Here is a 26,812-nt window from a genome sequence, read left to right as displayed (position 1 = left end):
GATGCTTAACGTAGAAAACGTATCTGGCGGTTATGATGGTGAAAAAATTGTAAAAAACATTCATTTTTCTGTTGGAAAAGGAGAATTTTTCGGTATTCTGGGACCAAATGGAAGCGGGAAAACCACACTGCTCAAGCTGTTGAGCGGTTTATTGGAATTGCAGCAGGGAATGGTGAAGATTAGTAATATAAGCATTACGGATTTAACCAAAAAACAGCTTGCCAAAAAAGTAGCTGTTTTACCACAATTATCACCGCAGGCTTTTCCTTATACTGTAAAGGAAACTGTTTCGCTTGGCAGGTATGCCCATCATCGCGGTTTTTTTCAGACATGGACAGAAGCAGATGAAAAAATTGTACAGGAGGTAATGAAGCAAACAAATATTAGTCAGTTTCAGGATAATTCGGTTATGGAGCATTCCGGCGGGGAACAGCAGAGAATTTTTTTGGCACAGGCATTGGTGCAGCAGCCGGAAATTCTGCTCCTGGATGAACCGACAAATCATCTGGATTTAGCTTATCAAAAGGAATTACTGGATTTACTGAGAACACGTGCCAGACAGGAAGAATTAACAGTTGTTGCTATTTTACATGACTTGAATCTTGCCAGTCTTTATTGTGACCGGATTTTACTGATGGAACAAGGAGAGGCAAGGGCGATTGCAAACCCTGATGATGTGCTGTCAGAAGAGCTGATTAACCGTGTCTATCATACAGAAGTAATCAAACAGCTGCATGCCCAAATTGCAAAACCGCAGCTTCATCTCATGCCGGGGAAAAAGAACGAAAAAGAGGGAGCAAAGGTGAAAATTGATGAAGCCTTGTTGTCGTTTAGTTCAGAGCGCATTGTATTACAGGCAAAGCAGCCATTGAAAACCTTATCCTCCGGTGTGATCGGGGCGGGATTCGGCTGGTATAGCAGCTTTGTAAACAGGCATGTAGATGCCAATTATAATTGTACAAATCACCGTGAGGAAATGCAGGAATATTTAAGCCGGTATGATTTTCCTGTTTCGCAAACAGTTGGAATGATGACAGCTGTTGCGCTGGAGGATCATAGTTACGGTATGTATGAGGGAGATGGCTTTTCTATCATGATTGTTGTAACTGCTGGTGTGGGAAATGCAGTAGACAGTACACGCATGGATTCACCTGTAGCTGGTCCGGTCAAGCCGGGTACGATTAATACCTGGATTTTTATTAATGGGAAGCTGATGGATGAAGCTTATATCCAGGCGATTATTACTGCAACAGAAGCCAAAGCACAGGTGCTGCGTGATTGTAACGTTCGGGATGCTGTTACGAAAAAGCAGGCTACTGGAACATCAACAGACAGCATATTAGTCGCAGCAACACAGCAGGGAAAAGAAATTGATTATGCAGGTACAGCTACGGAGCTTGGTTATTTAATTGGTCGCGGTGTTTATCAGGAAATGAAGCAGTCCATCCAGAATTATTTTAAAAGGAAAGAAATGCATGATCATCTATCACTTAATTAGTATCACACTCGCAGTAATTCTTGATCGTATGATTGGCGACCCGCCGCAATGGCCGCATCCGGTTCGTTGGATGGGAAATTTTATTGCTATGCTTAATCAGCGTTTAAATCACGGGAAGCATCGGAAGCAGAGAGGGGGGCTCCTGCTTTTGCTGGTGGTAATAACAGTTCTTTCAATCAGCCTGCTAATAAGCTGGGGAGCATACCAGCTTCATGCTGCTGCCGGGATTATTGTTGAGGCATGCCTGATTGTGACAACCATTGCGCAAAAGGATTTAGGAGCTGCTGCATTACGTGTTTATGAACCATTGACTGCCGGAGATATAAAGTGTGCCCGTTACCAGGTTTCCATGATTGTCGGCAGAGATACAGATGAGCTGGATGAAAAAGAGGTAACACGTGCTGCTGTAGAAACGGTTGCTGAAAGTATTGGCGATGGAATTACCTCCCCGCTTTTCTGGGCCTTTATTGGCGGTGCTCCGCTGGCAATTTTGTACCGGGCTGTGAACACCTGTGATTCCATGATCGGTCATAAAAATGAACGCTACCGGGATTTTGGCCGGGCAGCTGCAAAGCTTGATGATATGTTGAATTGGATTCCCAGCAGAATAACCAGCTTTTTGATGATGCTGACCAATCGTACGCCGCATTTAAAGAGAAAGGCTGCTTTTTACCGCTGGCTTACCGATGCGAAAAAGCATCCAAGCCCCAACAGTGGTTATTTTGAAGCAGCTATTGCGTTATTCCTTAGTGTTCAGCTCGGCGGGGTTAATTATTACGGAGGCATCAAATCAGAGCGGGCTCATATGGGAATCAATATGCGGGAGCTGGAAAAAAAGGATATTTTACATGCCATTAAAATCATGGAGCGGACAGTCACTGCTTTTGTGATGATGTTATGGATTGGAGGTGGTATCGTTGCAGCTGCCGGAACATGGCTCTAACGCCCATTATGTATATGGGGCATTAAACATGATAATGCCTGAAAAGGTGATTGACTTCAGTGTGAATATTAACCCATTAGGTGCACCGGGCGTTTTACAGGAAAAATGGGGAGGCTGGTTTACAGCGATTAATGATTATCCTGACCCTCATGTCAGTGCACTTATGGCAGAGCTTGCAGCACAGGAAAATATTCCTGCTTCCCATTTACTTGCGGGAAATGGAGCTGCGGAGGTCATCGCTTTGGTTGCCAGATATTTAGCCGGAAGTAAGATAGCCGTGATTCATCCAGCTTTTTCAGAATATGCAGCCGCCTGCAGGAATGAAGGCTGTGAAGTTGTGGAGATGGTACTTGCTGCTCCGGAATGGAATTTAGAGGTACCAGCATTAGCAGATAAGCTTCAAGAAGTAAAAGCAGTCTTTCTGTGTAATCCCAATAATCCTACGGGAGTTCATTACAGTCCGGAAAAGGTGGAAATCCTGATGGAAATATGTAAAAAAACGGATACACTTTGTATTATTGATGAAGCTTTTTATGACTTTTTACCGGAGCCCGTCACCTATATAGAAACAGTACTGCACCAGGAGCATATACTCATCATCCGCTCGCTGACAAAAATGTACAGTATTGCCGGTCTGCGTCTCGGTTTTCTTGCCGGGAGCCCTGCATTGCTTCAAGAGATTGGCAGGACAAAGCCGCATTGGAGTGTAAATGCGCTGGCAATGAAAGCAGGTGTTGCCTGTTTACAGGACCGATCACACGCTGCGAAAACGAGAATGTTTATGGAAGCAGAACGAATGGCAATTTTTCAGGAGCTGAAGAAGCTTGGATTTGAACATAGTTCATCGCAGCTGAATTTTTATTTATTGAGGGATACTGCATTGACAACACAGGAAAAGCTATTTCGTTACCTGCTGAAACAAGGGCTTGTACTGCGTCATACTGAAAATTTCCCGGGGATTGAAGGACAATGGCTTCGTGTTGCTGTAAAGCAGCCGGAAGCGAATAAAAAACTGCTGGAGGCGTTAGCTGTATGGACACAGGAAAATTGATATTTATCACGGGCGGCGTACGCAGCGGCAAAAGTGCTTTTGCAGAACGATTAGCTGTCAAACATGCCCGGGAGGCAGACACCAGCCTTCACTATATTGCCTGTGGTATTCCATCAGATACTGAAATGCAGGAACGGGTTAAACGCCATCAAAGGGACCGGGAAAAATCCGGCTTTACGTGGAGAACCTGGGAGCAGCCAGTTCATCTATCGCATATTGCCCACCAGTTTACAGGGCAGGATGTGATTTTATTAGATTGTGTGACCACACTTTTAAATAACTATCTATTTCAAGAAGAAACAACGGATACAAAGATAGTTGCAGACCTGGTTCAAGAGGACATAACAGCGCTTTGCAGCCGGGCGGACGAGATTATCATTGTTTCCAATGAAGTGCTGCAGGACATCCCTTATGAGGATAAACTTACACTGAATTATCAGAAGGTATTAGGGCATGTGCATCAGAAAATAGTAAAGAGAGCGAATCTGGCAATTTTAGTAGAAAGCGGGATACCGCTCGTGAAGAAGGGAAGATTGGAATGAAGGGAGTTATGCTCCAGGGAACAGCCTCTCATGTCGGAAAAAGTATTCTCGTGACAGCTCTTTGCCGGATGCTCACAAAGCAAGGATTCCAAATTTCCCCCTTCAAAGCGCAGAATATGTCGAGCCATAGTGTTGTACTTGATACGGGCGGCGAGATTGCCGTTTCACAATACGAACAGGCAGAAGCTGCCGGGCGCAACGCAGAGGCCTGGATGAATCCTGTCCTGCTGAAGCCTTTGGAAAATATGCGTACAGAAGTATTTTTAACAGGGAAATCACAGGGAATTATTACAGGTGCATCCTTTAAAGATCTTTATTACCAAAGAGCACTTCAAGCAATAAAAGAAGGTCTGGCGCATGCTGAAAATAGCGGTGATTTTGTGATTATTGAAGGTGCAGGAAGTCCTGTGGAGATGAACCTGAAAGAACGTGACCTGGCAAATATGGGAGTTGCCGGGCTTGCCGATGTCCCTGTGCTTTTAGTAGCTGATATTGAAAGAGGCGGTGTTTTCGCCAGTATTGCCGGCACGCTTGCTTTGCTTACAGAACAAGAACGCTCGCGTGTAAAAGGAATTCTGATTAATAAATTTTCCGGTAATCCTTCGCTTTTTACGGATGGGATAGAGTGGCTGGAAAGCTATACAAAGCTTCCTGTGCTGGGTGTCATTCCCTATATGCCGCATCAGCTTGATGAAGAGGACAGCCTGTATGGAACAAGCTTCCCTTTTCAGCCGGATTCAGCAAGTAAAGAAGCGGATTATGAGAAGCTTGCAGACAATCTTGAGGCAAATATAAATGCAAAAAAACTGATAAATATCATGGAAGGAGTGTCCTGATGCTATACAAGATCCGTTTATTTTTGACAGGAATTCTTGTTAATTTGCAGTTTTTCACGAGTATTCCGATAAATGCATCACTCTCCCTTGATCAAAATCAGTTGAAATATGCGCTCCGGACATTCCCGCTATTAGGGCTGATCCAGGGCGGCATCTATGCAGCTTTTTTATTTGGACTGCAAAGCTTCACACCGCTGACAGATTTAATGATGGCGCTGTTTCTCTGGCTGTTATTGATTATTCTTTCAGGCGGCATTCATCTGGATGGCTGGATAGACACCAGTGATGCTTACTTCTCCTATAAAGATCCTGAAAAAAGATTAGCAATTATGAAGGACCCGAGAGTAGGCGCATTTGGCGTCCTATCGGTAATTGTTTTCTTGTTTACAAGATTTATCGTTCTGTATGAATTAATCCAAGCTGCACATCTTAATGCCCTCCTTTTTATCATATTCATTCCATTTCTGGGGAAAATGCTGCTTGGTGTGTTACTGCAACTGCTTCCTCCTGCCCGGACAGACGGAATGGCAAGCTTTTTTCAGCAAGGTAAAAGCAGCAGCCTTTTCGGGGTATATGCTATTTACCTTGTGCTTATTGGTGCATGCGTTACCTGGCTTCAAATAAGCTGCCTGCCTGCTTATGTCCTATTTATTGGAGTGACACTCATTACTGGTTTTTTTATCGCTAAATTTATTACAAAAAATTTTATTGGCCTTACCGGAGATACATTAGGAGCAAGCTCAGAGGGGATGGAATTATTACTATGGCTGACACTATTGCTGTTACACTCCTGCGCCATGGTATAACAAAGGCGAATCAGGAAAAAAGATATATAGGCTGGACAGATATGCCGCTTGTACCGGAAGAAATAGAAAGATTACAATCCGTGCAGGGCTTTGGCAGACAATTTGACCTGTGTATAACAAGTGATCTATTACGGGCCAGACAAACGGCTGCCCTGCTTTGTCCGCTGCTGGAGCAGATAGAAATCAAAGACTTTCGGGAAATGCATTTCGGAGCATGGGAAATGAAAACGTATGAGGATTTAAAAAAAGACGTGCGTTACCAGGAATGGATTGCTGCACCTGAAAAATTTACACCGCCAGGCGGGGAAAGCTTTCAGGCTATGAAACAGCGGGTGGATGCCAGCTTTCAGAAATTAAGACAGGAAGCATTTGAACGGCAAAGTAAAAATATTTTGCTGGTTGCACATGGAGGAGCTATTCGTTATCTATTAACAAAATTAACAAAAAAACAAAAGACATTATTTGATTGGGAAATATCACATGACGCAGGAATCCGCCTAATTTGGAAAACAGATGATTGGAAGGATGTGCAAAAATGCATTTCGTTACAGGAGGTGCCTTTAACGGCAAAGGAAAATGGGTAAGGCAGCAATATCCAGAGGATACAGCATGGTTTTCAGCCACCGAATATGATACATGGCCTGCTCCAGATGAAGCCCTGAATTCCATTGTGATTTTAGAAGGACTGGAAGCGTGGATACAGAGAGAACTAGATAGATCGTTATCCACTAATATACTTTTAGACAGAAATATGAACAAGGCAGAAGCATGGCTGGAATGGGAGCAAAATAAGGATAACCGCAAGCTTGTCCTAATTGGAACAGATATTTCAAAGGGAATTGTGCCGGTAGAAAAAGAAAGTCGTCTGCAGCGTGATATTACCGGCTGGCTCTACCAAAGATTAGCTGCACATGCAGAACGGGTTGACCTGATTTGGTATGGCATTTCTGAAACATTAAAAAAGTAAAGGAGCGGTTAGAATGAGACTTTATACACGAACAGGTGACAAAGGAGAGACAGCATTAATTGGCGGAAAAGCAAGCAAGGATGACGTACGTGTAGAAGCATATGGCTCAATCGATGAAGTGAATTCCTTTGTCGGGTGGGCAATTTCTTGCCTGAATCAAGAAGGATTTGAAGACATTGTGCAAGATTTGGAGAAAATACAGCATGAGTTATTTGACTGCGGTACAGAGCTTGCAAACGTCTCTAAGAAGGAACGTCCTTATGAGCTGTCGGAAGCTATCGTTACTTATTTAGAAGAGCGTATGGACAGCTTCATCGATGAAGCGCCGGAGCTGGAACGATTTATCCTGCCGGGCGGGTCACAGGTAGCTTCTGCACTCCATGTTGCCAGAACAGTGGCTAGAAGAGCAGAAAGACAAATGGTAACACTTTATCGTGAAGTCGGGAAAATCAACCCCATCCCATTAAAATATATGAACCGCCTTTCCGATTACTTTTTTGCAGCAGCCCGTGTGGTAAATGCACGCCTGGAAGTAGCTGATGTGGAATATGAGCGGAGTGCCAGAGTATTCCGTGGCAGCCACAAGAAAAAGGAGAAGTAACGGATAATGACAAATGCGATTTTATTACCGCTTGAAGCGGAGATGGAGTTGGTGATTACTACCGATAACAGTGGAGCGATTGGGGAAAAGGAAGATGATATGGTGAAAGTCTCTAATCAAATAGTCGGGAAGTTCGCCTGCCGTGTTGTGCTTATGGAAGCTTTGGCAGAATATGCAGAACCGCTTGTTGTAATTATGCAAAACTTTACATCTGATCCAGCCTGGCAAGATTATGAATCGGGAGTTCGTGAAGAGCTTGCTGAAGCAGGATTTGAAGGACTGCCCGTAACAGGCAGTACAGAAAGTAATTTTCAAACCCGGCAATCTGGGCTGGGTTTAACATTGATTGGGAAAAGAAAAAAGAGAAACAAGTATCAGTGGACAGGTCAGGAAAGCTTTGCGGTGATAGGGGCTCCATATGCTGGAAATGCGGTTCTTGAGAATAACGGGCGAATCCCAAGCGTTTCGCTTCTTCATAAATTTGTTCATACAGCTGGAATCAGAGCGATTATGCCAGTCGGTTCTAAAGGAATTACTAAAACATTTCAGCAGTGGACAGGACAAGAGGCAGAACTTGAGGCAGCGGTTGATTTAGAGGCAACAGCAGGTCCTGCAACCTGTTTTCTTATAACTTTTGATCAAGAGAGCGAAGCAGAAGCAGAACAGCTCGCGGGAAAACTTTTCCATCCGTTAAAGATGCGCAATGGTTGAAAAAATAGCATATTTATTTCACTGCTTGACATTTGCATGGACTAACAGTAGAATCTTTATTGGGCTCTTTGAAATATAACTACAAAGCGTTTCCCCTGAGAAATGAGAGGGGGAAACGCTTTTCTTATTAGATATAGAAATAAAGTTAAACAATCCTGACATGATAGCTTTTACTATCTATGTAAAAGCTAATGACGGGGCGAACATTCCAAAGAACGACCAACTTCATTAATCCATACACAACATAAAAAATAAAGAAAGAAGGATGAGGACAAGTGACAAAGTATATTTTTGTAACTGGTGGCGTAGTATCATCGCTTGGAAAAGGAATTACAGCAGCATCATTGGGACGTTTATTAAAAAATCGCGGATTAAAAGTAACCATTCAAAAATTTGATCCATACATCAACGTGGATCCGGGTACAATGAGTCCTTATCAGCACGGGGAAGTATTCGTGACAGAAGACGGTGCCGAAACAGATTTGGATCTTGGGCACTATGAGCGCTTTATTGATATTAACCTGAATAAATACAGCAATATTACAACAGGGAAAGTGTACTCCAGTGTTATCCGTAAAGAACGTCATGGAGACTATCTTGGCGGAACTGTACAGGTTATTCCGCATATTACAAATGAAATTAAAGACCAGGTATTCCGTGCAGGAGAAGCAACGGGTGCAGATGTCGTAATTACAGAGATAGGCGGAACTGTCGGTGATATTGAATCATTACCATTCCTGGAAGCAATCCGTCAAATTAAAAGTGATGTAGGCCGCGGCAGCGTAATGTACGTACATTGTACGCTTGTTCCTTATATTAAAGCTGCGGGAGAAGTGAAAACAAAGCCGACACAGCATAGTGTAAAAGAATTACGTTCTTTGGGAATCCAGCCGGATGTCATTGTTTTACGTACAGAAATGGCAATCACGAAGGAAATGAAAGAAAAGATTGCGCTATTCTGTGACATTAATGAAAAATCCGTTATTGAAATGCTGGACGCAGATACGTTATATCATGTTCCAATCGCATTACAGGAACAGAATATGGATCAGATTGTTTGTGATCATTTTGGGTTAAATTGCAAGGATGCAGATATGGATGATTGGAAAGAGCTGATTAAAAAGGTCCGCAACCTGTCTAAAACAGTAGATATTGCTTTAGTTGGTAAATATGTAGAACTTCCAGATGCTTATCTTTCTGTTGTTGAATCGCTGAAGCATGCGGGTTATGATTTTGATGCTAATGTAAATATTCATTGGGTAAACTCTGAATTATTATCAGAAGCAGAAATCGAAGCGGAATTGTCCAAAGCTGATGGTGTTATCGTTCCTGGCGGGTTTGGAGATCGCGGTATTGATGGGAAAATTCATGCGATTCGTTACGCACGTGAAAACAATATTCCGTTCTTTGGGATCTGCCTTGGTATGCAATTAGCTACGGTTGAATTTGCAAGAAATGTTGTAGGGTTAGAAGGTGCACATTCAGCGGAAATTAATCCGGGCACACCATATCCAATTATTGATCTTTTGCCAGAGCAAAAGGATATTGAAGATTTAGGCGGTACATTGCGTCTGGGCTTGTATCCGTGTCATTTAACAGAAGGTACGAAAACAAAAGAGGCTTATGCCGGGGCAGATGTGATTGAAGAAAGACATCGTCACCGCTATGAATTCAATAATGTGTATCGTGAACAAATGGCAGAAAAAGGACTTATTTTCTCAGGTACAAGTCCAGACGGGCGTCTTGTAGAAACGATAGAATTGAAAGACCATCCTTGGTTTATTGCATGTCAATTCCATCCTGAGTTTACATCTCGTCCAACCAGATCTCAAGGGCTGTTTAAAGGATTTATTGGAGCAGCTGTTGAAAATCAAAAATAATAATCATAAAAGCGGGGATATTCATCTGTAGCAGGTGAATATCTCTTTTTACATTTTAGAGGCCGAATCGTTTCAGATAAATACAGTATAGATAGTTGAGAATATAGCGTTGGTTAAGATTTTATATAGCCTGTGTTCCCAATTTATAAAATCCTTTGTTTTCAGCCGTTTTAAGAGTGCTTATCATCTGGAATATAAATATCTTCGTTCACTTATGCAAGTAAGTATGCTAATATAACATACAAATATTGCAATAAATGAACGTTTTTATAAGTTTGTACGCATTTGAAGCTTTCTGCACTGAAAAGCCAATGCCAGATGGGCGCGTAACTTTAGTGAGAAGCTGATTCAAAATCATAAAATCTGGATTAGTGATTATCAACATACTGGAAACGAGATGGAACAGATCGCCCCGGAATTGTTGGGCAAAATGTATACTTCTTATCAAAAATAATAGGAGATAACACACAGGTCTAGTCTTTTGAATTACTGGGTGATACAAATAATCTGGAACATTTCAGATAATCTGGTGAAATAAAATAGTGAAGAGGCAGTGAGAAAACTGTCTCTTTTTGTTGGTTTTTAGAGAAATATATTGAAATATCAGCAGGAATGTGGAAATAGGAGGAAAGCTGTCACAGGGCTGTAATGAATCTTTTTATGGCAAAACCTGCGCGCAATCAGTGGGTCAAAAGGTATATAGTGAACATAGGTGTCCTGAAGAAATCCGAATCCAAAAATAGGTGAACAATAATTGTGACATATGCTAAAGTATGGATGAGGTGTACCAGTAAAAAGGCTGCTTCCGCAAAGGATCAAGACTTTAGTCACGGGTGTTTTAGTCTGAAAGGAAGGAGTGAATAATGATTCAATATGAATAAGCAGGATTTTTAATAAATACTATCGAATTTTAAAAAATAAGCAAAAAATTAAATATATCGGAGGGCCAGTATAATATGACTCAATCAATCCTAATTGTTGATGACCAAATAGGAATTCGTATGTTGCTACAAGAAGTTTTTCAGACAGCAGGCTATAGTACTTCTCTTGCGCAGGACGGAAAAGAAGCGATTGAACATTTATCAGAATCTCCCTGCGATTTAGTGATATTAGATTATCATATTCCGATTTATAACGGCAGTATAGTTATGCAAAAGATAAAGAAAATGGGAATAGATACAAAAACTATCATTATTACTGGATTGCCGGAAGTGGCAAAGCAGGAATTGGGAGAAAATTTGCCTGAGGAAATTATTTCTAAACCTTTTAATGTCGCAAAGCTATGTCACACAGTTGAAGAAATTTTAGGGAAAAAGGAATGAATCGCTGCTACTTTGTTGCGATAAAGTCATGAAATTGGTATTCTTATATTGTAATGAATATTGTCAGAAGTTCATGCAGATAAATTGAAGGAGGAACTTGGTATGCCTTTAGTATCAATGAAGGAAATGCTTGAAAAAGGAAAAGAGAATGGATATGCTGTAGGTCAGTTCAATATTAACAACCTGGAATATATCCAAGCTATTCTCCAAGCAGCTCAAGAAGAAAAGTCACCAGTAATTCTTGGTGTTTCTGAGGGTGCTGGAAAATATATGGGCGGCTATAATGTTGTAGTTGCTATGGTTAAATCTTTAATGGATTCTTATGGGACAACTGTGCCTGTTGCAATCCACTTAGATCACGGGTCCAGCTTTAAAAGCTGTGCAGAAGCTATCCATGCAGGATTCACTTCTGTTATGATTGATGGCTCTCATTCACCGATTGAAGAGAATATTGCAGTAACACAGAAAGTGGTTGAGCTTGCGCATATCCATGGCGTATCTGTTGAGGCAGAAGTTGGTACTGTAGGTGGAGAAGAAGATGGTGTTATCGGCGGAATCAACTATGCAGATAAAGATGAATGTGATCGTCTTGTTAAAGAAGCAAAGGTTGACTGCTTAGCTCCAGCTCTAGGCTCTGTTCATGGTCCATACCAAGGGGAGCCGAACTTAGGATTCACGGAAATGAAGGAAATCTTAGATTTAGTAAACGTACCATTGGTGCTTCACGGCGGTACGGGGATTCCTACCAAAGATATTCAAAAAGCAATTTCATTGGGAACTGCTAAAATAAATGTAAATACGGAAAACCAAATTTCTCAGACAAAAGCTGTTCGTGAAACATTAGCAGCAAAACCTGATTTATACGATCCACGTAAATATTTAGGACCAGGTACAGCAGCGATTAAAGAAACAGTAATCGGTAAAATGCGTGAGTTTGGTTCATCTAATCAAGCGTAAGTGATGTAATTATAAGATATATTCGGCAAAAGCTGTACCAGTGGTGCAGCTTTTGCTACAACATCTCAGGGAGGTATTCATTATGAAATTTTTCATCGACACAGCTAATATTGAAGACATTAAAGAAGCAAATAAGCTTGGGATTTTGGCAGGGGTTACAACGAATCCAAGTCTAGTAGCAAAAGAAGGTGTTTCTTTTCATGACCGTTTGCGTGAAATTACAGAAGAGGTTTCCGGATCTGTCAGTGCAGAGGTTATTTCTGAAGACGCAGAGGGGATGATTGAGGAAGGAAAAGAGCTTGCAGCGATTGCCCCCAATATTACTGTAAAGGTTCCGATGACTCTTGAAGGATTGAAAGCGGTTAAGGCATTCAGTGAATTAAACATCAAAACAAATGTAACCTTAATCTTTAATGCGAATCAGGCATTGCTTGCAGCAAGAGCAGGAGCAACATATGTATCTCCGTTTTTAGGAAGACTGGATGATATTGGGCAAGATGGCATGGAGTTGATCGCAAATGTTGCTGCAATTTTTGACCGTCATTCTATTCAGACAGAAATTATTGCTGCATCTATCCGTAATCCAATCCATGTAACAGATGCTGCATTAAATGGTGCGCACATTGCAACGATTCCATTCAACGTTCTATCATCATTAGTAAAGCATCCATTAACGGATCAGGGAATTGAAAAATTCTTGGCAGATTGGAATAAACAAAAATAATTGCATAGAGTTGGAAAAAAGGCAGACAATAAGACAAGGGTTAGAAGTGAAAGGTAACGCAGCTGAATCAACAAACAAACTTGTGGAGTATAACTTCCATAGGAACGAGGTTTTTACATGCAAAAGTTATTAATTGAGGGTGGGCATGAACTGTCTGGAGAAGTTCATATCAGTGGTGCAAAAAATAGCGCAGTAGCACTATTGCCTGCAGCTATTCTTGCCGATTCGACAGTGACTATTGAAGGGTTGCCGAATATTTCTGATGTAGACACATTAGGTGCGCTGCTGGAGGAAATTGGCGGAACGGTGTCTCGGAGTGGTCAGGATATGACGATTCATCCAGAGAAGATGATTGCCATGCCATTACCAAATGGAAGAGTCAAAAAATTACGTGCATCCTATTATTTTATGGGTGCCATGCTTGGAAAATTTAATAAAGCAGTCATTGGTTTACCTGGAGGGTGTTACTTAGGTCCACGCCCAATCGACCAGCATATTAAAGGCTTTGAAGCGCTGGGGGCAGAAGTTACAAATGAGCAGGGTGCGATTTATTTGCGTGCCAAGGAGCTTCGCGGTGCCCGCATTTATCTTGATGTCGTCAGTGTTGGTGCTACCATCAATATTATGCTTGCAGCAGTAAAAGCAAAAGGACAAACAATCATTGAAAATGCTGCAAAAGAACCCGAAATTATTGATGTTGCAACTTTATTAACGAATATGGGTGCCCAGATTAAAGGTGTTGGAACAGATGTCATTCGTATTGATGGCGTTTCTTCACTACATGGTTGTACGCACACGATTATTCCTGATCGTATTGAGGCTGGGACCTATGCGATTGCAGCCGCAGCAATGGGAAAAGAGGTTGTCATTGACAATGTTATCCCGCAGCACATGGAGTCTTTAATTGCAAAACTGCGGGAAATGAATGTAAATATTGAATCGCACAACGATCAATTATATGTTGCCAAAACAAATGCTTTAGGCAGTGTCGATATTAAAACACTGGTTTATCCAGGTTTTCCGACGGATTTGCAGCAGCCATTTACGACACTGTTAACACAAGCAGGTCATTCGGGTGTTATCATTGATACAATTTATTCTGCACGTTTAAAGCATATTGATGAGCTGCGCCGAATGAATGCAGAAATTAAGGTGGAAGGTGGGTCTGTCATTGTTTCTGGACCTACGCAATTAGAAGGTGCTAAAGTAAAGGCTAGTGACCTCCGTGCTGGAGCATCATTAGTAATAGCAGGTTTACTTGCAAATGGAGTGACTGAAATTACTGGTTTGGATCATATTGATCGAGGTTATGAGAATTTAACGGACAAACTTTCTTCACTTGGCGCTACAATTTGGAGAGAAGAAATGTCCGAATCAGAAATTTATCAGGATCAGAATACGTAAATGGCGTGTTCAAAAAATACGATAAAAGGCTGCATCAAATTTTTCAACGCTTAAATGTTGTCATCGGAGCGAGTAATCCAAGCTTGAGAATACCTGAGTTTTAGTCAGCCTGACCTCACAGAGCGCAGCTATATAATAAAAGAGAAGACCTTTCCTTCTCTTTTATTATATAGGATTTTTGAGTGAGGACATGCAGTGGTCACCAAATATTTTTTACCTTGGATTTATCCTTATTCTGTATCCTTTTCAACCTTTTGATAGAATAAGATGTACTTTCATCTGTCCTCAAATAACTACGATAGATTTGGAAAGCCGGTGTGCTGGGTATGTTTTCTCATAACTCCAAATGATGTCCGAAAGTCATTGACAACATGATATAAAACGAAACTTCCACCAGTGGGAGTTTTACGGACGACTATCTGTGATAAAATTCCTCTATTTTTGACAAAAAAGTCTATTGAATCTTTATTCGTAAAAGAGTATGATAATAATTGTTTAATAAAATAAATCAATTTGATAAAATGCTGACAGTGAAATAGGGCAAAATCATTTTATAGAGATGCTGCATCCTGCAAGAAATGAATCTCTAATGGTACGTGTTCAAAAAGGTCCGACAGTTTTCAATGGAGCGAGTAATCCCATTCCCTGTCCTATCGGAAAAAACACGTTAACTAAAGAGTCCCTTGCTTATCATTTGAGCGCTTTTTGAACAGCCTTTAATGATTTGCTTTGCAGAAAGCTCTGTCCGTTCAATAAGTAACATGGGGCAGTGACTGTTATTCAAAGACTGCTGCAGTATGATAATAGCTTCTAATTGCCTCTGGTAAACAGAGCAAGTCTTCTTCGTACTCCTTCCATATACAGGACAATCAGTTTTGAATACCGTGATTAAAGTGGTACTTTTATAGTCAAGACTTTGTATAGATGAAAAAAGGAAGTTAATGAGATTTTCACCCAATACCAGATACATATCATTTCTAAAACAAAAACGAATGATAAACTGTTAAATAATCAGAAATACCGTTCTCTAACTGTATTTTGATTGGAATTTTTAATGAATAAAAGCTTAGTGAAGCGTATACAAGGTTAAGAAGATAGGTGCAGGGATGAGAAGAAGGTAGTGATATGTAAACAGCCTATTTGCTGTTTGAAAATGTAAAGGTTGGTAGCCAATCAAATTGTTTTTTTAAATACAGTAATTGTATGGATTACTTTATGGGACAATCCTTATTCGTCTCATTAAAAATATAAAAGAACCTAGAACAGGCGTGGTGATTTAATGGCAACACTAACAATCTCTAGTTTAGAGACAATGACGTTAAAAGAGATTTATGCACTTGCAAAGGATTATAAAATTTCTTACTATGCAAAGCTGACAAAGAAAGAGCTAATTTTTGCAATATTAAAAGCGCAGGCGGAAAAAGACGGCTTTTTATTTATGGATGGAATCTTAGAAATTATTCCTTCAGAGGGCTTTGGATTCTTGCGTCCGATTAACTATTCTCCAAGTGCAGAGGATATCTACATCTCTGCATCGCAAATTCGCCGTTTTGATTTAAGAAATGGGGATAAAGTATCTGGGAAGGTGCGTCCTCCAAAAGAAAATGAACGCTATTACGGTCTGTTGCATGTAGATGCTGTCAATGATGAGGACCCGGATTCTTCCAAGGACCGTGTGCATTTTCCAGCACTGACCGCACTTTATCCAAACCGGCCAATTAAATTAGAAACAGAAACAAATCAATTATCAACACGTATTATGGATTTAATGACACCAGTCGGATTTGGACAGCGCGGTTTAATTGTTGCGCCTCCAAAAGCTGGTAAGACGATGCTGATTAAAGAGATTGCAAACAGCATTTCTCAAAACCATCCGCATGCCAAGCTGATTATTTTGCTGGTGGATGAGCGTCCGGAGGAAGTAACAGATATTGAACGTTCTGTGGGTCCGGATGTAGATGTCGTTTCTTCTACATTTGACGAAGTGCCGGAAAGTCATATTAAAGTATCTGAGCTTGTTTTAGAGCGAGCGATGCGGCTGGTAGAGCATAAGCGTGACGTCATTGTTTTGATGGACAGCATTACCCGTTTAGCCCGTGCGTATAACCTGGTTATTCCTCCAAGCGGGCGCACATTATCCGGTGGTATCGATCCGGCAGCCTTTCACCGTCCGAAGCGTTTCTTTGGAGCGGCGAGAAATATTGAAGAAGGCGGCAGCTTTACTATCTTAGCTACGGCATTAGTAGACACAGGCTCACGAATGGACGATGTCATTTATGAGGAGTTTAAAGGGACAGGGAACATGGAATTGCACTTAAATCGTCATCTTGCTGATCGCCGGATCTTCCCGGCAATTGATATCCTGCGTTCAGGAACCCGAAAAGAAGAGCTTTTAGTTGATAAAGCACATTTAGAGAAAATGTGGTTACTGCGTAAAACGATGCAAGATTCCAATGATTTCTTAGACCGCTTCTTAAAACGTATGAAAAATTCTAAGAATAACGAAGAATTTCTGCAGTTAATGGACGATGAAATGAAGCGAAAAGGAATGAACCGTCAATAAAAAAGCTTTGACTTTTCTGTTGGGAAAACAGTGCTTATTCAAATGAAAGAAGTCTCACTTTTTCTTTTGTTAATAACTTCTATTGCATTTCATTCTATACACTGTTATAATCTTTCTATGTGAGTTTAGGTAGGGTGCTTTATATTGCATCACGAACGACTCTTAGAATAACTCTGTTTCCAAGGGACTCAGGGCAAAAAGGAGTAGAAGAACATGAAAAAGGATATCCATCCAGAGTATAGAAAAGTAGTTTTTCTAGATACTAGCACGAATTACAAGTTCTTAAGCGGATCAACAAAAGAATCAGATGAGACTATTGAGTGGGAAGACGGTAACACATACCCTCTACTAAAAGTTGAAATCAGCTCTGATTCACATCCATTCTACACTGGTAAGCAAAAAGCTGACAAAGTCGGTGGCCGTGTGGATCGCTTTAAGAAAAAATATAACCTTAACTAATTATCTGATAGACCGGAAAAATCCCGGCTCATACAGGTTTTGTAAGGAATTGAATCTTAAAGGACAGGCAAAATGTCTAATTTTGCCTGTTTTTTTACTTTTTCTTGAGGTATAGTATGAAAAATCGTATTTTTCATTTTTGATAAAACAGCAGACCTAAATTAGAGTAAAACATATATAGTGTGTGTTCAAAAAGTAGTTAAATTAGAAGCAAGAAAGTCAAGGAGACGTGGCTTTTACGAACGGGCTTTCACAGGATATGATGACTTCTGTGTTATCCACTAGACGTGGACGGTCTTAACAGAAGTTCCTCTATGCTTTGAAATACGTGAGTAACGCTCTTGGTGGGACGAGTAATCGCAAAGCTCTTCGGTGGGACGAGTAATCGCAGTCCCAGTCCAATCGGAAAAGACGCGTCAACGCATAGATTCGCCGCTTATCATTTGGGTACTTTTTGAATATCCTCATATATTACTTTTTTAATGAGATGCATTGATGCGGTCTTATTTAAAAGAGCTTTCATCTGAATATACTTAGATACTTTTATTCGCGAGAGGGGTTTCTCCAAATGCATATAATGAAGCGGAACGGCTGGGTAGAGTTAATTTGCGGGAGTATGTTTTCCGGAAAATCAGAAGAGTTAATACGTCGTGTCAGAAGAGCAACGTATGCACATTTGAAGGTATGTGTATTTAAACCGGCGATAGATAATCGTTATAATGAAACAGCAGTTGTTTCTCACGACGGCAGAACAACCATTGCAAAATCAATTCAGGATGCAGCAGAAATTTTAGAGGAAATAGAGCCAGGTGCAGATATAGTCGCAATAGACGAGGTGCAATTTTTTGATAATAATGTCATCGATGTGATAGAGGAGCTTGTCAAGAGGGATATTCGCGTGATTGTCGCAGGCCTGGATATGGATTTTCGGGGAGTTCCTTTTGAACCGGTGCCACAGCTGATGGCTTTATCTGAATCCGTCACAAAATTAAATGCAATCTGCCCGCTCTGTGGATCGCCGGCAAGCAGAACGCAGCGGCTGATTGACGGTAAGCCGGCATCCTATGATGACCCTGTTATTTTGGTGGGAGCTTCAGAGTCCTATGAGCCGCGCTGCCGGCACCATCATGAAGTGCCCAATCGTCCGGAAGTGAATATAACAAGCAATACAGTAAAGCAAACAAATCGTTAATATAATGACTGCCGATTCTATATGTTCGGCAGTTTTTTATGGTCTAGTAAAATTATAAAATTGTTTGCTTGTGGATAACTATTTGCAGATAAATGGCTGCGTCCAGCTCCAAGCGCCAAACTTTAGAGCTAACACGAGCCGCCCTACGATAAAGAAGACTTAGCGATTGGCAAGCCGACAGGCGCAGACAGAAGCATAGTTGGGGTTGCGATTACTCACCCCATAAAAACCGTTGCACTTATGCCCTGCGGGTGAAAGTCAACAGCGGTTTAAAGTAAAAAGGAAGGCCGACTAAAAGCAGGCTGAAGCCTAACGTCGGCATACCCCTAAAGGGACATGTTTCCTTTATCTCATAAGGTAAAGGAAGTTCGACTAAAGTCGAACCACCCCCAAAGAATGGGGGCGCAATCTCTACGTTTTTCAACGAACACGACGTGCTAGTGCAGGCGTCGCGACACGACGTCGCGTTCTTAGTCTGTAAGGGCGCTTTGCGCTTTTGGTTCCGAGATCATTTTTATACATGTATAATAGAAGTTTGGATAGTATTTATTAGGTGAATTTATAGCTGCCTTTTTCACAAAGTACTCACGAATACATGCGGTTTTCTTTATAGTAAAAAGAGAAGGATTGAAAAAAATATCAAGTATCTATAGATATGTCATGTATAAAATCGTGCAGAGTCTATAGATATTTTTATATTTAACGGCAACTACTATGCATTTCCTTCTTATCAGACGTGCAATTGACCCAGGTGCTCCCTTATAATATAATAAGACTGTTATAGAGAAAGAGGTGTATTCTTGTGTTAGATCGGTTACAGGCACTGGAAGATCGGTATAATAAATTAAATGAAATGTTAAGTGATCCGGAAATTATTAGTGATACACAAAAGTTGCGTGAGTATTCGAAAGAACAGGCTGGACTGGAGAACGTTGTTCAGGCTTACCGTGAGTATACAGAAGTTACATCACAATTGGCAGACGCGAAAGAAATGCTGGAAGACGATTCAGACGCCGAGATGCTGGAAATGGCAAAAATGGAAGTATCTGAATTATCCTCCAGAAAGGAAGAATTAGAAGCCGAGATGAAGATTCTCCTGCTTCCGAAAGATCCAAATGATGATAAGAACGTTATTATGGAGATTCGCGGTGCTGCCGGCGGGGATGAAGCTGCTTTATTTGCAGGCGACTTATATCGGATGTATTCACGCTATGCAGAGAATCAGGGCTGGAAAATTGAAGTGATGGAAGCAAGCTCCACAGGCGTTGGCGGTTATAAAGAGATTATCTTTATGATCAATGGTGCAGATGTCTTTTCTAAACTGAAGTATGAAAATGGTGCACATCGCGTACAACGTGTTCCGGAAACAGAATCCGGCGGACGGATTCATACCTCGACTGCAACGGTTGCGGTACTCCCTGAAGCGGAAGAAGTAGAGATAGACGTGCATGAAAAGGATATCCGCGTTGATACCTTTGCTTCCAGCGGACCGGGCGGACAAAGTGTAAATACAACGATGTCAGCGGTACGTTTAACGCATGAGCCTACGGGGATTGTCGTTTCCATTCAGGATGAAAAATCACAGATTAAAAATAAAGAAAAAGCGATGAAGGTATTACGCGCCCGAATTTATGATAAATTCCAGCAGGAAGCGCAGGCAGAATATGATGAAAACCGTAAATCGGCGGTTGGTACAGGAGATCGTTCGGAGCGTATCCGTACGTATAACTACCCGCAAAACCGTGTGACGGATCATCGCATCGGCTTAACGATTCAAAAGCTGGATCAGATTATGCAGGGCAAGCTGGATGAATTTATCGATGCGCTTGTTATGGAAGAGCAGGCTAAAAAATTAGAGCAGATTGGTGAATAACTGATGACCCAAACGAAAATTTATGAAGCCCTTAACTGGGCTTCTCTTTTTTTAGAAGAAGCAAATAGAGAACCAAAGGTCGCTGAGATTTTAATCAGGTATCATTTAGGATTATCCAGGCAGGAATGGCTGCTTTCTTTACGTGAACCAATACCGGAAGATAAGCTTACGCAGATCAAAGCAGCTATAATAGAACATGTGGAAACCGGGGTTCCCGTCCAGCATTTGACCGGCTATGAAGAGTTTTACGGCCGCTCCTTTCAGGTAAGTAAGGATGTTTTAATTCCCCGGCCGGAAACAGAGGAGCTTGTTCTTGCTGTGAAGGAATATCTCGCTTTGAAACAAGCGCCTGTCCGGATTGCTGATATAGGAACAGGCAGCGGAATTATAGCTGTTACACTGGCTTTGGAACTAGGTAATGCATCGGTATTTGCTACGGATATTTCAGACAAAGCGCTAAAGATTGCTGAGCAGAATGCAAAACAATTAAAAGCCGATATTTCCTTTCTTAAAGGAAATTTTTTGACTCCGCTTATGAATGAAACAATGCCATTTGATGTGATTGTTTCCAATCCGCCTTATATTGCAAAATCAGAAGCGCCGGAGCTTAGTGATACCGTCCGTGATTTTGATCCGGACCTAGCTCTTTTTGCAGAAGAGGATGGAATGGCGGCATACTATAAGATAATAGAACAATTGAGGCAGATGCCTTTAAAAGAAGATACGCTGCTGGCATTTGAAATTGGCTATACGCAGGGTGAGCTTGTGAAGGAACAGATTTGGCAAGTTTTTCCCGACAGTCATGTGGAAATAAAGAAGGATATTAATGGAAAAGACCGGATTGTATTTGCAACACATCTATTCTGATACGCGCATGTCCAAAACAGGGTGAAAATATACCCGGATTTTGAATATATATTTCTATGAAACTTGTATAAGCAGAAATCTCCTTGTCCACACTATCTCATAGATAGGTGGAAGGGAGATTTTTTTATGAAAAAGTTATGGGCAGCAGCAGGACTTTTATTTTTATTATTATCAATTATTCCTGTCATTAGCGCAGCAAAAGAGCTGCAAAATAAAGAGCTTGACTATCAGGTTATTCCTGATGAAGCAATCAGATTGCGTATTTTGGCAAACAGTGACAGTGAGCAGGACCAGAATATAAAACACAAGGTTCGTGATGAAGTCAATAAAGTCATCACAGAATGGGTCGAGGATATTGAAGATATTGAAGAGGCCAGAACATTAATTAATGACCGGCTTCCGGAGCTGGAAGAAGTAGTTAAAAACACACTGGTAAATGAAAATAGCGAACAGGATTTTGAGTTGGAATATGGAGAAAATGTATCTTTTCCGGCGAAATTATATGGAAACTATCTATATCCGGCAGGAGAATATGAAGCAATTTTAGTAACGCTGGGAGAAGGATCAGGCGCTAACTGGTGGTGTGTGTTATTCCCGCCATTATGCTTTTTAGATTTCTTTAACGGCACCTCTGTAGCTGGCGATGATGCAGCAGAACCAGAGGAGGAAGAGGTAGAAGTAGAATTCTTTCTATTTAAATGGCTGGGCTTGTCATAGTTTCGTTCATAGAGGCATATGCTTATAGTAGAATGAGGTTGCTTTAAAGGGGTGGTTCCCTTAATTAATCAAAAGGATGGAGGATAGGAAAATGCAAATCTACCAAGTCAAAGAAGCGAAAATAGAGCTGATAGAGGAATTTATTCATAAGAATGAAAAGCCTTTTGGTAAAAGGCTGACAAGCGAAAGCTATGTGGTAGAGATAAACGGAAGTATTGAAGGATGTTTTAACCTGGATGCAGTAGATGAATCAACATATTGGCTGAAGCAATTGTATATAACGAAGGAGCATGTTCAAAAGTTATTTGTTATTTTCGAGTCGGTTCTCGTAATTTCCCGAAAAAACGACATAAAATGTGTATATGTGCATAATCAGAGCCCAGTTGTGGATATCCTTTTAGAGTCTTTACAATTCAAAAGAGAAAGCGATGTCAGATTTAAGAATGTATATTCAGAAAAAACAGGAAATTGGTGGGCGTATCAGGTTTCTTAGTTAAATAAAAATGAAAAATGCTTGATATCACTTAAATAGCTTTATTTTCAATTTGTCAAGAGGAAATTATGCACACTATTCACAACAGGTTGTGCATAAATAGAAAATATATGTTAGTAATCATCAGTATGTGGATAAAAACTGTGAATAATGTGCATAAGTTTTAGGTAATTCCCCTTCTTTGCGTTTCTGTCGTGTATCGACTAAAATAAGTACGTAGAAAAGAGGGAATATGATGCACACGAAAGTATGGAAAATACATTCAAAAAATAGATTAGACAAAGAGATCCAAGGGGCAGCTGATATGCTGAAAGCAGGAGAGGTTGTTGCCTTTCCGACAGAAACGGTATATGGACTCGGTGCAGACGCCACCAATGCAGCAGCTGTCCGTAAAATATTTGAAGCAAAAGGTCGGCCGCAGGATAATCCATTAATCGCCCATGTTGCATCTGTAGAGCAACTAAACACGCTTGTTACATTTATCCCGGACTATGTGTATCGATTAATCGATGCTTTTTCACCAGGTCCTTTAACATATATTTTACCAGCGAGCGATTTTTGTGCGGATAATGTAAGAGCTGGGTTATCCACAATTGGCGTACGCATTCCAAGTCATCCGATTGCACTGGCTTTGATTCAAGCAGCTGGTAGGCCGGTTGCGGCTCCAAGTGCGAATGTATCCGGAAAACCAAGCCCGACTGCAGCAGCGCATGTGTTTGAGGACTTGAACGGAAGGATTAGTGGTTTGATTGACGGCGGTCAGACTGGTGTCGGCTTAGAATCCACTGTTATTGACTGTACTGGAGAAATCCCGATAATTTTACGTCCCGGCGGAATTACCAAAGAACAATTAGAGCTGGAGGCAGGTACGGTTATGATGGATCCGGGTCTTGTTACATCATCGGAAGACCGTCCGAAAGCTCCTGGCATGAAGTATAAGCATTATGCACCGGAGGTCCCGCTTTATTTATTTGCAGGCACTGACCGGGCATTCCGAGATTTTGTGGATAAAGAAAAACAAGCAGGAAACAGAATTGGTGTTCTTGTATCAGATCAAACAGCTGACATATTCGCAGAGGATACAAATATTCACAGGCTGGGAGAGACAATCGAAGAAATTGCGTCTTCCTTATACGACGGTTTACGATTCTTTAAGCAGGCAAATGTGGATAAAATTATGTGTGAGACATTTTCGGAGCAGGGAATTGGCCAAGCTGTTATGAATCGTCTGAGAAAAGCAGCAGATCGTGTGATAGAGGAATAGATATATAACATTCATATTATCCGCCTATGAAGCATAAAGTGTACAAGCATGCTTCAAGAGGATGTTCAAAGGGGGACGTATGGATGTTTTTTTCTACCGAATTACTTTCGTTAGCTTTGCTCGCAGTTGGTTTGAGCATGGACGCATTTTCCATCAGCTTAGGCTTGGGAATGAATAAAATGCGCTTGAAACGGATTGCTTTAATTGGTCTGGTAATCGGCTGCTTCCATATGATCTTCCCAATGGCAGGTATGCTGCTTGGACATGCTTTATCTGAGCAGATTGGACAATGGACAGCACTGGCATCAGGAGTCCTGCTGTTCTTTATCGGTGCACATATGTTTTTCGCAGCCTTTCATACATCTGCTCAGTACAGGTGGCAGCCTGTCGGTTTTGGACTATGGATGCTGGCATTCAGCGTCAGTCTCGATAGTTTTACGGTGGGATTTAGCCTTGGTATTTCTGGAGTAACCATTATTATTACGCTCCTTATTTTTGGAATAGTGAGCTGTTTGTTCACATGGATAGGTTTACTATTAGGAAGACGGCTGCAAAGCTTTTTTGGAATCTATAGCGAAATTTTTGGAGGGATTATTCTTTCGGGCTTTGGGATATATATGTTATTTAGTTGAATATGGAAATCGGCAGTATGCAGGCGGTACATCTGTGCTCTAAATCATACAAAAGGGCTTATTTCCTCAGAAACAAGCCCAATCAGCTATTATTTTTATTGGATGGATTTCCGTAGCATTTCCAGGCGTGGTGACACACCATCTGCCGCTTCTATATCATACTCGTATTGAATAATCAGCACATTATCATCTATTTGATACAAGTAATATCCTTCAGGTGAATCAGAAACATGCTGGGTGACGCCATCATAAGGATTTTCGTCTGACGGTACGGTTTCAGGACCTGCAGCATCGTTAAAGTTGTGGTCATACATTTGTTGTACTTCTGGAACAATTTCATCTATTGTTGCAGCTTCAGCTACACGCAGGTGAATCTCTGCATTTTCTGCGTCACTGTAATAACGCACCTCATCCTCCGCTGTTTCATAGTTAGAAAGAAATTCTTCTATTTGAAACTGGATATCATATGGTTCTATGATAAAGTTATAGACGGTTACCTCTTCTTCCATCCCTTCAAGTAAGATAGTAGCAGTTTCTGTTCCGTTTTCTTCAATAGAAAAGGCAGGAGTGTTTTCTGCTGTCTTGTTATGTTCATCTTGCTCCGCTTCAATGGTTGTAGAATCTTGTTCTTGATCAGATTGGATACTTTCTTCTTCCGTATCCGGAGCGGTAACAGAATCATTATCAATCATTTGAAAAAGAAATACGCCGCATAGAATGATAACTGCTGCTGTGGATAACCAGATGAACCCATGCTTTATCTTTGACTTCCGCTGCTCCTGTCTCCGCCTTTTCTCAGCGTGTTGGTTTACAGCCATTTTCATGCTCTCCTTTTTCTCCGCATCTAAAGAACGGTTTATTTTCAATTTATTTAACTCCTTTATAAAATCTTTATCATGATGATTCATAATGAACCTCCTTTACTTCTGACTTCAGCATCTTTAAGGCTCTATGAAAGGTAACTCTTACTTTTGACTCGGTCCATTTTAGCACTTGTGCTGTTTCTGTAACAGATAATTCTTCAATGCCTCTTAAAATAACAACTGAACGATAATCGTCTTTTAATTTTTCTATTGCCTGATGCAGGGCAAGCTTTCTTTCTTCGATTATCTGCTGATCTTCCGGAGATCGTTCTGTATGAAATGAATGCATCTTAATCAGCTTACGCCAGTCTTTTCGTTTTTGTCTGCGGGCTTCATCGATTGCCAGGTTGCGTGCGATAGAGATAAGCCAGGTTTTCGGGCTGGAATCTCCTTTAAATGATGGATATCGGTCAATCGCCCTCATAAACACTTCCTGGACAAGGTCTTCTACATCTGGTGTAGACATGTAATACATTAAAAAACGATAAACATCGTCCGAATAATCATCAAACCAGTCTGAAATTAATTCTTTATCCATGCTAAAACCTCCTCGTGAAGTCTGACATCGTTTGGCTTATTTTAATATTAGACGATATCAGGACAGAAATGTTACAAAAAAATCAGGAATTCGGATCGGTTTGTTACCCCGCTGCGTTTTCTTTCTCTCAGTTATGCTACGCTCATATCTGAGATGTTAACAGGACTTCTGTGTTTTTGGTTTAATCATGATATGATAGAGAAAGTTAATATTATCATTAAGATAAAACAGGAGGATTTATGAATGAATGTACTATTCGTATGTACAGGGAATACATGCCGCAGTCCGATGGCGGAAGCGTTATTAAAGCATCGGGCACAAGCAGATATTCAGGTTAAATCTTGCGGAATTACGGCTATGCCGGGAGCTCCTGTAAGCAGCCGGACGGCAGAGGTGTTAAAGCAGGAAGGTATTACAATCAACCACCAGGCTTCCTCCATTAGTGAAGAATTGGTTCAGTGGGCAGATGTCATCCTGACAATGACAGCTTCACATAAGGAAATGGTCTGGTCGAATTACCCAGAAGAAAGAAAAAAGACATATACTCTTAAAGAATTTGCACTACATGCCGATATAGAAATATGGAATCAATTAGAAAAAGCCTATACAGATTTGGAAGAAAAAAGAAAGCATTGTTTAGAACAGCACGATTTGGAAACGGACCCGATAAAACAAAGCGAGCTTTTGTACGAAGCATGTCATGAACAAATTGAAGCGATCCAGTATTTAAAAAGACAGCTGACACATTCTGATATTGCCGATCCGTTTGGCGGGTCAATAGAGGATTATTTGAAAACGAAACAAGAAATTGAATCGTGTCTGGATCAATGGTTATCTCCTTAAGGTTATAAACGTTAAGGGGATATATTATTGCATTATATGCAGCACCGTGGCATCTTTCCAAGGATAAAGCATGGATGCAGGAGCTTTCCCATGCATTGGCTGACGCGTTTTTTTCTGAAATTTCTCTGTTTAGAGCTGAAGTCTGATAAAGTGAAACTTCATTCAGCAGGGGTTTCCTTTCCATTGCTGACTAAGGAACAAAGGCTAAGTACGCGCCATCCTTTGGCAACGCTTTTGTGACCTGCAGCCAGTTATACTGTGATAAA

27 protein-coding genes are annotated in these 26,812 nt (G+C 41.0%); 25 read left to right on the top strand and 2 right to left on the bottom strand.

The window, feature by feature from the left end:
* Nucleotide 1 precedes the first annotated feature (1 nt).
* From FLK20_RS12390 to FLK20_RS12275, 24 genes are all read left to right on the top strand, one after another.
* Nucleotides 2-1,498, top strand: a complete 1,497-nt coding sequence (locus tag FLK20_RS12390; RefSeq protein WP_152656892.1) for an adenosylcobinamide amidohydrolase — start codon at nt 2-4, stop codon at nt 1,496-1,498.
* Nucleotides 1,476-2,441, top strand: coding sequence for an adenosylcobinamide-phosphate synthase CbiB (gene cbiB, locus FLK20_RS12385; protein ID WP_152656891.1), 966 nt, complete (start codon nt 1,476-1,478; stop codon nt 2,439-2,441). The genes FLK20_RS12390 and cbiB overlap by 23 nt, the downstream gene beginning before the upstream one ends.
* Complete coding sequence (gene cobD, locus FLK20_RS12380; protein ID WP_152656890.1) at nt 2,416-3,492, top strand: threonine-phosphate decarboxylase CobD; 1,077 nt, start codon at nt 2,416-2,418, stop codon at nt 3,490-3,492. The genes cbiB and cobD overlap by 26 nt, the downstream gene beginning before the upstream one ends.
* Entirely contained in the window at nt 3,474-4,034 is a 561-nt protein-coding gene (locus FLK20_RS12375) for a bifunctional adenosylcobinamide kinase/adenosylcobinamide-phosphate guanylyltransferase (RefSeq protein ID WP_152656889.1), read from the top strand. The genes cobD and FLK20_RS12375 overlap by 19 nt, the downstream gene beginning before the upstream one ends.
* Complete coding sequence (locus FLK20_RS12370) at nt 4,031-4,870, top strand: cobyric acid synthase (RefSeq protein ID WP_152656888.1); 840 nt, start codon at nt 4,031-4,033, stop codon at nt 4,868-4,870. Before FLK20_RS12375 ends, FLK20_RS12370 begins: the two co-directional genes overlap by 4 nt.
* The gene (gene cobS / locus FLK20_RS12365) at nt 4,870-5,676 is read left to right on the top strand and encodes an adenosylcobinamide-GDP ribazoletransferase (RefSeq protein ID WP_152656887.1); all 807 of its coding nucleotides are present in this window, start codon (nt 4,870-4,872) and stop codon (nt 5,674-5,676) included. Before FLK20_RS12370 ends, cobS begins: the two co-directional genes overlap by 1 nt.
* Entirely contained in the window at nt 5,634-6,260 is a 627-nt protein-coding gene (locus FLK20_RS12360; RefSeq protein ID WP_152656886.1) for a histidine phosphatase family protein, read from the top strand. The genes cobS and FLK20_RS12360 overlap by 43 nt, the downstream gene beginning before the upstream one ends.
* A complete protein-coding gene (locus FLK20_RS12355; protein ID WP_152656885.1) occupies nt 6,212-6,643 on the top strand; it encodes a bifunctional adenosylcobinamide kinase/adenosylcobinamide-phosphate guanylyltransferase in 432 nt (143 codons plus the stop codon). The genes FLK20_RS12360 and FLK20_RS12355 overlap by 49 nt, the downstream gene beginning before the upstream one ends.
* A 13-nt stretch (nt 6,644-6,656) precedes the next feature.
* On the top strand, nt 6,657-7,244 hold the full coding sequence (locus FLK20_RS12350) for a cob(I)yrinic acid a,c-diamide adenosyltransferase (RefSeq protein WP_152656884.1): 588 nt from the start codon (nt 6,657-6,659) through the stop codon (nt 7,242-7,244).
* Between the two features lie 6 nt (nt 7,245-7,250).
* Nucleotides 7,251-7,955, top strand: a complete 705-nt coding sequence (locus FLK20_RS12345) for a hypothetical protein (RefSeq protein WP_152656883.1) — start codon at nt 7,251-7,253, stop codon at nt 7,953-7,955.
* Between the two features lie 275 nt (nt 7,956-8,230).
* Nucleotides 8,231-9,835, top strand: a complete 1,605-nt coding sequence (locus tag FLK20_RS12340) for a CTP synthase (protein ID WP_152656882.1) — start codon at nt 8,231-8,233, stop codon at nt 9,833-9,835.
* 956 nt (nt 9,836-10,791) lie between these two features.
* The gene (locus tag FLK20_RS12335; RefSeq protein WP_152656881.1) at nt 10,792-11,157 is read left to right on the top strand and encodes a response regulator; all 366 of its coding nucleotides are present in this window, start codon (nt 10,792-10,794) and stop codon (nt 11,155-11,157) included.
* 102 nt (nt 11,158-11,259) lie between these two features.
* Complete coding sequence (gene fba, locus FLK20_RS12330) at nt 11,260-12,114, top strand: class II fructose-1,6-bisphosphate aldolase (RefSeq protein ID WP_152656880.1); 855 nt, start codon at nt 11,260-11,262, stop codon at nt 12,112-12,114.
* Nucleotides 12,115-12,196: 82 nt separating this feature from the next.
* Nucleotides 12,197-12,838 carry a fructose-6-phosphate aldolase gene (gene fsa / locus FLK20_RS12325; RefSeq protein ID WP_152656879.1) on the top strand — a complete coding sequence of 214 codons (642 nt, stop codon included), beginning with the start codon at nt 12,197-12,199 and terminating at the stop codon, nt 12,836-12,838.
* 117 nt (nt 12,839-12,955) lie between these two features.
* Entirely contained in the window at nt 12,956-14,242 is a 1,287-nt protein-coding gene (locus FLK20_RS12320; RefSeq protein ID WP_152656878.1) for a UDP-N-acetylglucosamine 1-carboxyvinyltransferase, read from the top strand.
* A gap of 1,279 nt (nt 14,243-15,521) precedes the next feature.
* Nucleotides 15,522-16,805: a transcription termination factor Rho gene (rho, locus tag FLK20_RS12315; RefSeq protein WP_152656877.1), complete on the top strand. Its 1,284-nt coding sequence runs from the start codon at nt 15,522-15,524 to the stop codon at nt 16,803-16,805.
* Nucleotides 16,806-17,018: 213 nt separating this feature from the next.
* Nucleotides 17,019-17,264 carry a type B 50S ribosomal protein L31 gene (locus tag FLK20_RS12310; RefSeq protein ID WP_152656876.1) on the top strand — a complete coding sequence of 82 codons (246 nt, stop codon included), beginning with the start codon at nt 17,019-17,021 and terminating at the stop codon, nt 17,262-17,264.
* Nucleotides 17,265-17,832: 568 nt separating this feature from the next.
* Nucleotides 17,833-18,456 (top strand): thymidine kinase, encoded by a 624-nt coding sequence (locus FLK20_RS12305; RefSeq protein WP_152656875.1) that lies wholly within the window; start codon nt 17,833-17,835, stop codon nt 18,454-18,456.
* 802 nt (nt 18,457-19,258) lie between these two features.
* Complete coding sequence (prfA, locus tag FLK20_RS12300) at nt 19,259-20,329, top strand: peptide chain release factor 1 (protein WP_152656874.1); 1,071 nt, start codon at nt 19,259-19,261, stop codon at nt 20,327-20,329.
* A gap of 3 nt (nt 20,330-20,332) precedes the next feature.
* Complete coding sequence (gene prmC / locus FLK20_RS12295) at nt 20,333-21,196, top strand: peptide chain release factor N(5)-glutamine methyltransferase (protein ID WP_152656873.1); 864 nt, start codon at nt 20,333-20,335, stop codon at nt 21,194-21,196.
* Nucleotides 21,197-21,322: 126 nt separating this feature from the next.
* A complete protein-coding gene (spoIIR, locus tag FLK20_RS12290; RefSeq protein ID WP_152656872.1) occupies nt 21,323-21,913 on the top strand; it encodes a stage II sporulation protein R in 591 nt (196 codons plus the stop codon).
* 91 nt (nt 21,914-22,004) lie between these two features.
* Nucleotides 22,005-22,406 carry a hypothetical protein gene (locus FLK20_RS12285; RefSeq protein WP_152656871.1) on the top strand — a complete coding sequence of 134 codons (402 nt, stop codon included), beginning with the start codon at nt 22,005-22,007 and terminating at the stop codon, nt 22,404-22,406.
* A 235-nt stretch (nt 22,407-22,641) separates the two neighbouring features.
* Nucleotides 22,642-23,670 (top strand): L-threonylcarbamoyladenylate synthase, encoded by a 1,029-nt coding sequence (locus FLK20_RS12280; protein WP_152656870.1) that lies wholly within the window; start codon nt 22,642-22,644, stop codon nt 23,668-23,670.
* Between the two features lie 83 nt (nt 23,671-23,753).
* Entirely contained in the window at nt 23,754-24,302 is a 549-nt protein-coding gene (locus FLK20_RS12275) for a manganese efflux pump MntP (RefSeq protein ID WP_152656869.1), read from the top strand.
* A 95-nt stretch (nt 24,303-24,397) separates the two neighbouring features.
* Here the strand turns inward: FLK20_RS12275 and FLK20_RS12270 are convergent, their stop codons facing one another.
* Together FLK20_RS12270 and FLK20_RS12265 are read right to left on the bottom strand one after the other, a co-directional pair.
* Nucleotides 24,398-25,210: a hypothetical protein gene (locus FLK20_RS12270; protein WP_152656868.1), complete on the bottom strand. Its 813-nt coding sequence runs from the start codon at nt 25,208-25,210 to the stop codon at nt 24,398-24,400.
* Nucleotides 25,197-25,703 carry an RNA polymerase sigma factor gene (locus FLK20_RS12265; RefSeq protein ID WP_152656867.1) on the bottom strand — a complete coding sequence of 169 codons (507 nt, stop codon included), beginning with the start codon at nt 25,701-25,703 and terminating at the stop codon, nt 25,197-25,199. The genes FLK20_RS12270 and FLK20_RS12265 overlap by 14 nt, the downstream gene beginning before the upstream one ends.
* 243 nt (nt 25,704-25,946) lie before the next feature.
* Between FLK20_RS12265 and FLK20_RS12260 the strand changes: the two genes are divergently transcribed.
* Nucleotides 25,947-26,546: a low molecular weight protein arginine phosphatase gene (locus tag FLK20_RS12260; protein WP_152656866.1), complete on the top strand. Its 600-nt coding sequence runs from the start codon at nt 25,947-25,949 to the stop codon at nt 26,544-26,546.
* Nucleotides 26,547-26,812: the final 266 nt, after the last annotated feature.

The sequence above is a fragment of the Oceanobacillus sp. CFH 90083 genome (assembly GCF_009389585.1).
In the GTDB taxonomy this organism is placed as follows: domain Bacteria; phylum Bacillota; class Bacilli; order Bacillales; family Amphibacillaceae; genus Oceanobacillus.
This window is presented reverse-complemented; position numbering and strand designations above follow the sequence as displayed.

Coding starts and splice junctions, on each gene's coding strand:
- FLK20_RS12390 (WP_152656892.1), top strand. CDS start 2: ATGCTTAACGTAGAAAACGTATCTGGCGGTTATGATGGTGAAAAAATT.
- cbiB (WP_152656891.1), top strand. CDS start 1,476: ATGATCATCTATCACTTAATTAGTATCACACTCGCAGTAATTCTTGAT.
- FLK20_RS12375 (WP_152656889.1), top strand. CDS start 3,474: ATGGACACAGGAAAATTGATATTTATCACGGGCGGCGTACGCAGCGGC.
- FLK20_RS12370 (WP_152656888.1), top strand. CDS start 4,031: ATGAAGGGAGTTATGCTCCAGGGAACAGCCTCTCATGTCGGAAAAAGT.
- cobS (WP_152656887.1), top strand. CDS start 4,870: ATGCTATACAAGATCCGTTTATTTTTGACAGGAATTCTTGTTAATTTG.
- FLK20_RS12360 (WP_152656886.1), top strand. CDS start 5,634: ATGGCTGACACTATTGCTGTTACACTCCTGCGCCATGGTATAACAAAG.
- FLK20_RS12355 (WP_152656885.1), top strand. CDS start 6,212: ATGCATTTCGTTACAGGAGGTGCCTTTAACGGCAAAGGAAAATGGGTA.
- FLK20_RS12350 (WP_152656884.1), top strand. CDS start 6,657: ATGAGACTTTATACACGAACAGGTGACAAAGGAGAGACAGCATTAATT.
- FLK20_RS12345 (WP_152656883.1), top strand. CDS start 7,251: ATGACAAATGCGATTTTATTACCGCTTGAAGCGGAGATGGAGTTGGTG.
- FLK20_RS12335 (WP_152656881.1), top strand. CDS start 10,792: ATGACTCAATCAATCCTAATTGTTGATGACCAAATAGGAATTCGTATG.
- fba (WP_152656880.1), top strand. CDS start 11,260: ATGCCTTTAGTATCAATGAAGGAAATGCTTGAAAAAGGAAAAGAGAAT.
- fsa (WP_152656879.1), top strand. CDS start 12,197: ATGAAATTTTTCATCGACACAGCTAATATTGAAGACATTAAAGAAGCA.
- FLK20_RS12320 (WP_152656878.1), top strand. CDS start 12,956: ATGCAAAAGTTATTAATTGAGGGTGGGCATGAACTGTCTGGAGAAGTT.
- rho (WP_152656877.1), top strand. CDS start 15,522: ATGGCAACACTAACAATCTCTAGTTTAGAGACAATGACGTTAAAAGAG.
- FLK20_RS12310 (WP_152656876.1), top strand. CDS start 17,019: ATGAAAAAGGATATCCATCCAGAGTATAGAAAAGTAGTTTTTCTAGAT.
- FLK20_RS12305 (WP_152656875.1), top strand. CDS start 17,833: ATGCATATAATGAAGCGGAACGGCTGGGTAGAGTTAATTTGCGGGAGT.
- prmC (WP_152656873.1), top strand. CDS start 20,333: ATGACCCAAACGAAAATTTATGAAGCCCTTAACTGGGCTTCTCTTTTT.
- spoIIR (WP_152656872.1), top strand. CDS start 21,323: ATGAAAAAGTTATGGGCAGCAGCAGGACTTTTATTTTTATTATTATCA.
- FLK20_RS12285 (WP_152656871.1), top strand. CDS start 22,005: ATGCAAATCTACCAAGTCAAAGAAGCGAAAATAGAGCTGATAGAGGAA.
- FLK20_RS12280 (WP_152656870.1), top strand. CDS start 22,642: ATGCACACGAAAGTATGGAAAATACATTCAAAAAATAGATTAGACAAA.
- FLK20_RS12275 (WP_152656869.1), top strand. CDS start 23,754: ATGTTTTTTTCTACCGAATTACTTTCGTTAGCTTTGCTCGCAGTTGGT.
- FLK20_RS12270 (WP_152656868.1), bottom strand. CDS start 25,210: ATGAATCATCATGATAAAGATTTTATAAAGGAGTTAAATAAATTGAAA.
- FLK20_RS12265 (WP_152656867.1), bottom strand. CDS start 25,703: ATGGATAAAGAATTAATTTCAGACTGGTTTGATGATTATTCGGACGAT.
- FLK20_RS12260 (WP_152656866.1), top strand. CDS start 25,947: ATGAATGTACTATTCGTATGTACAGGGAATACATGCCGCAGTCCGATG.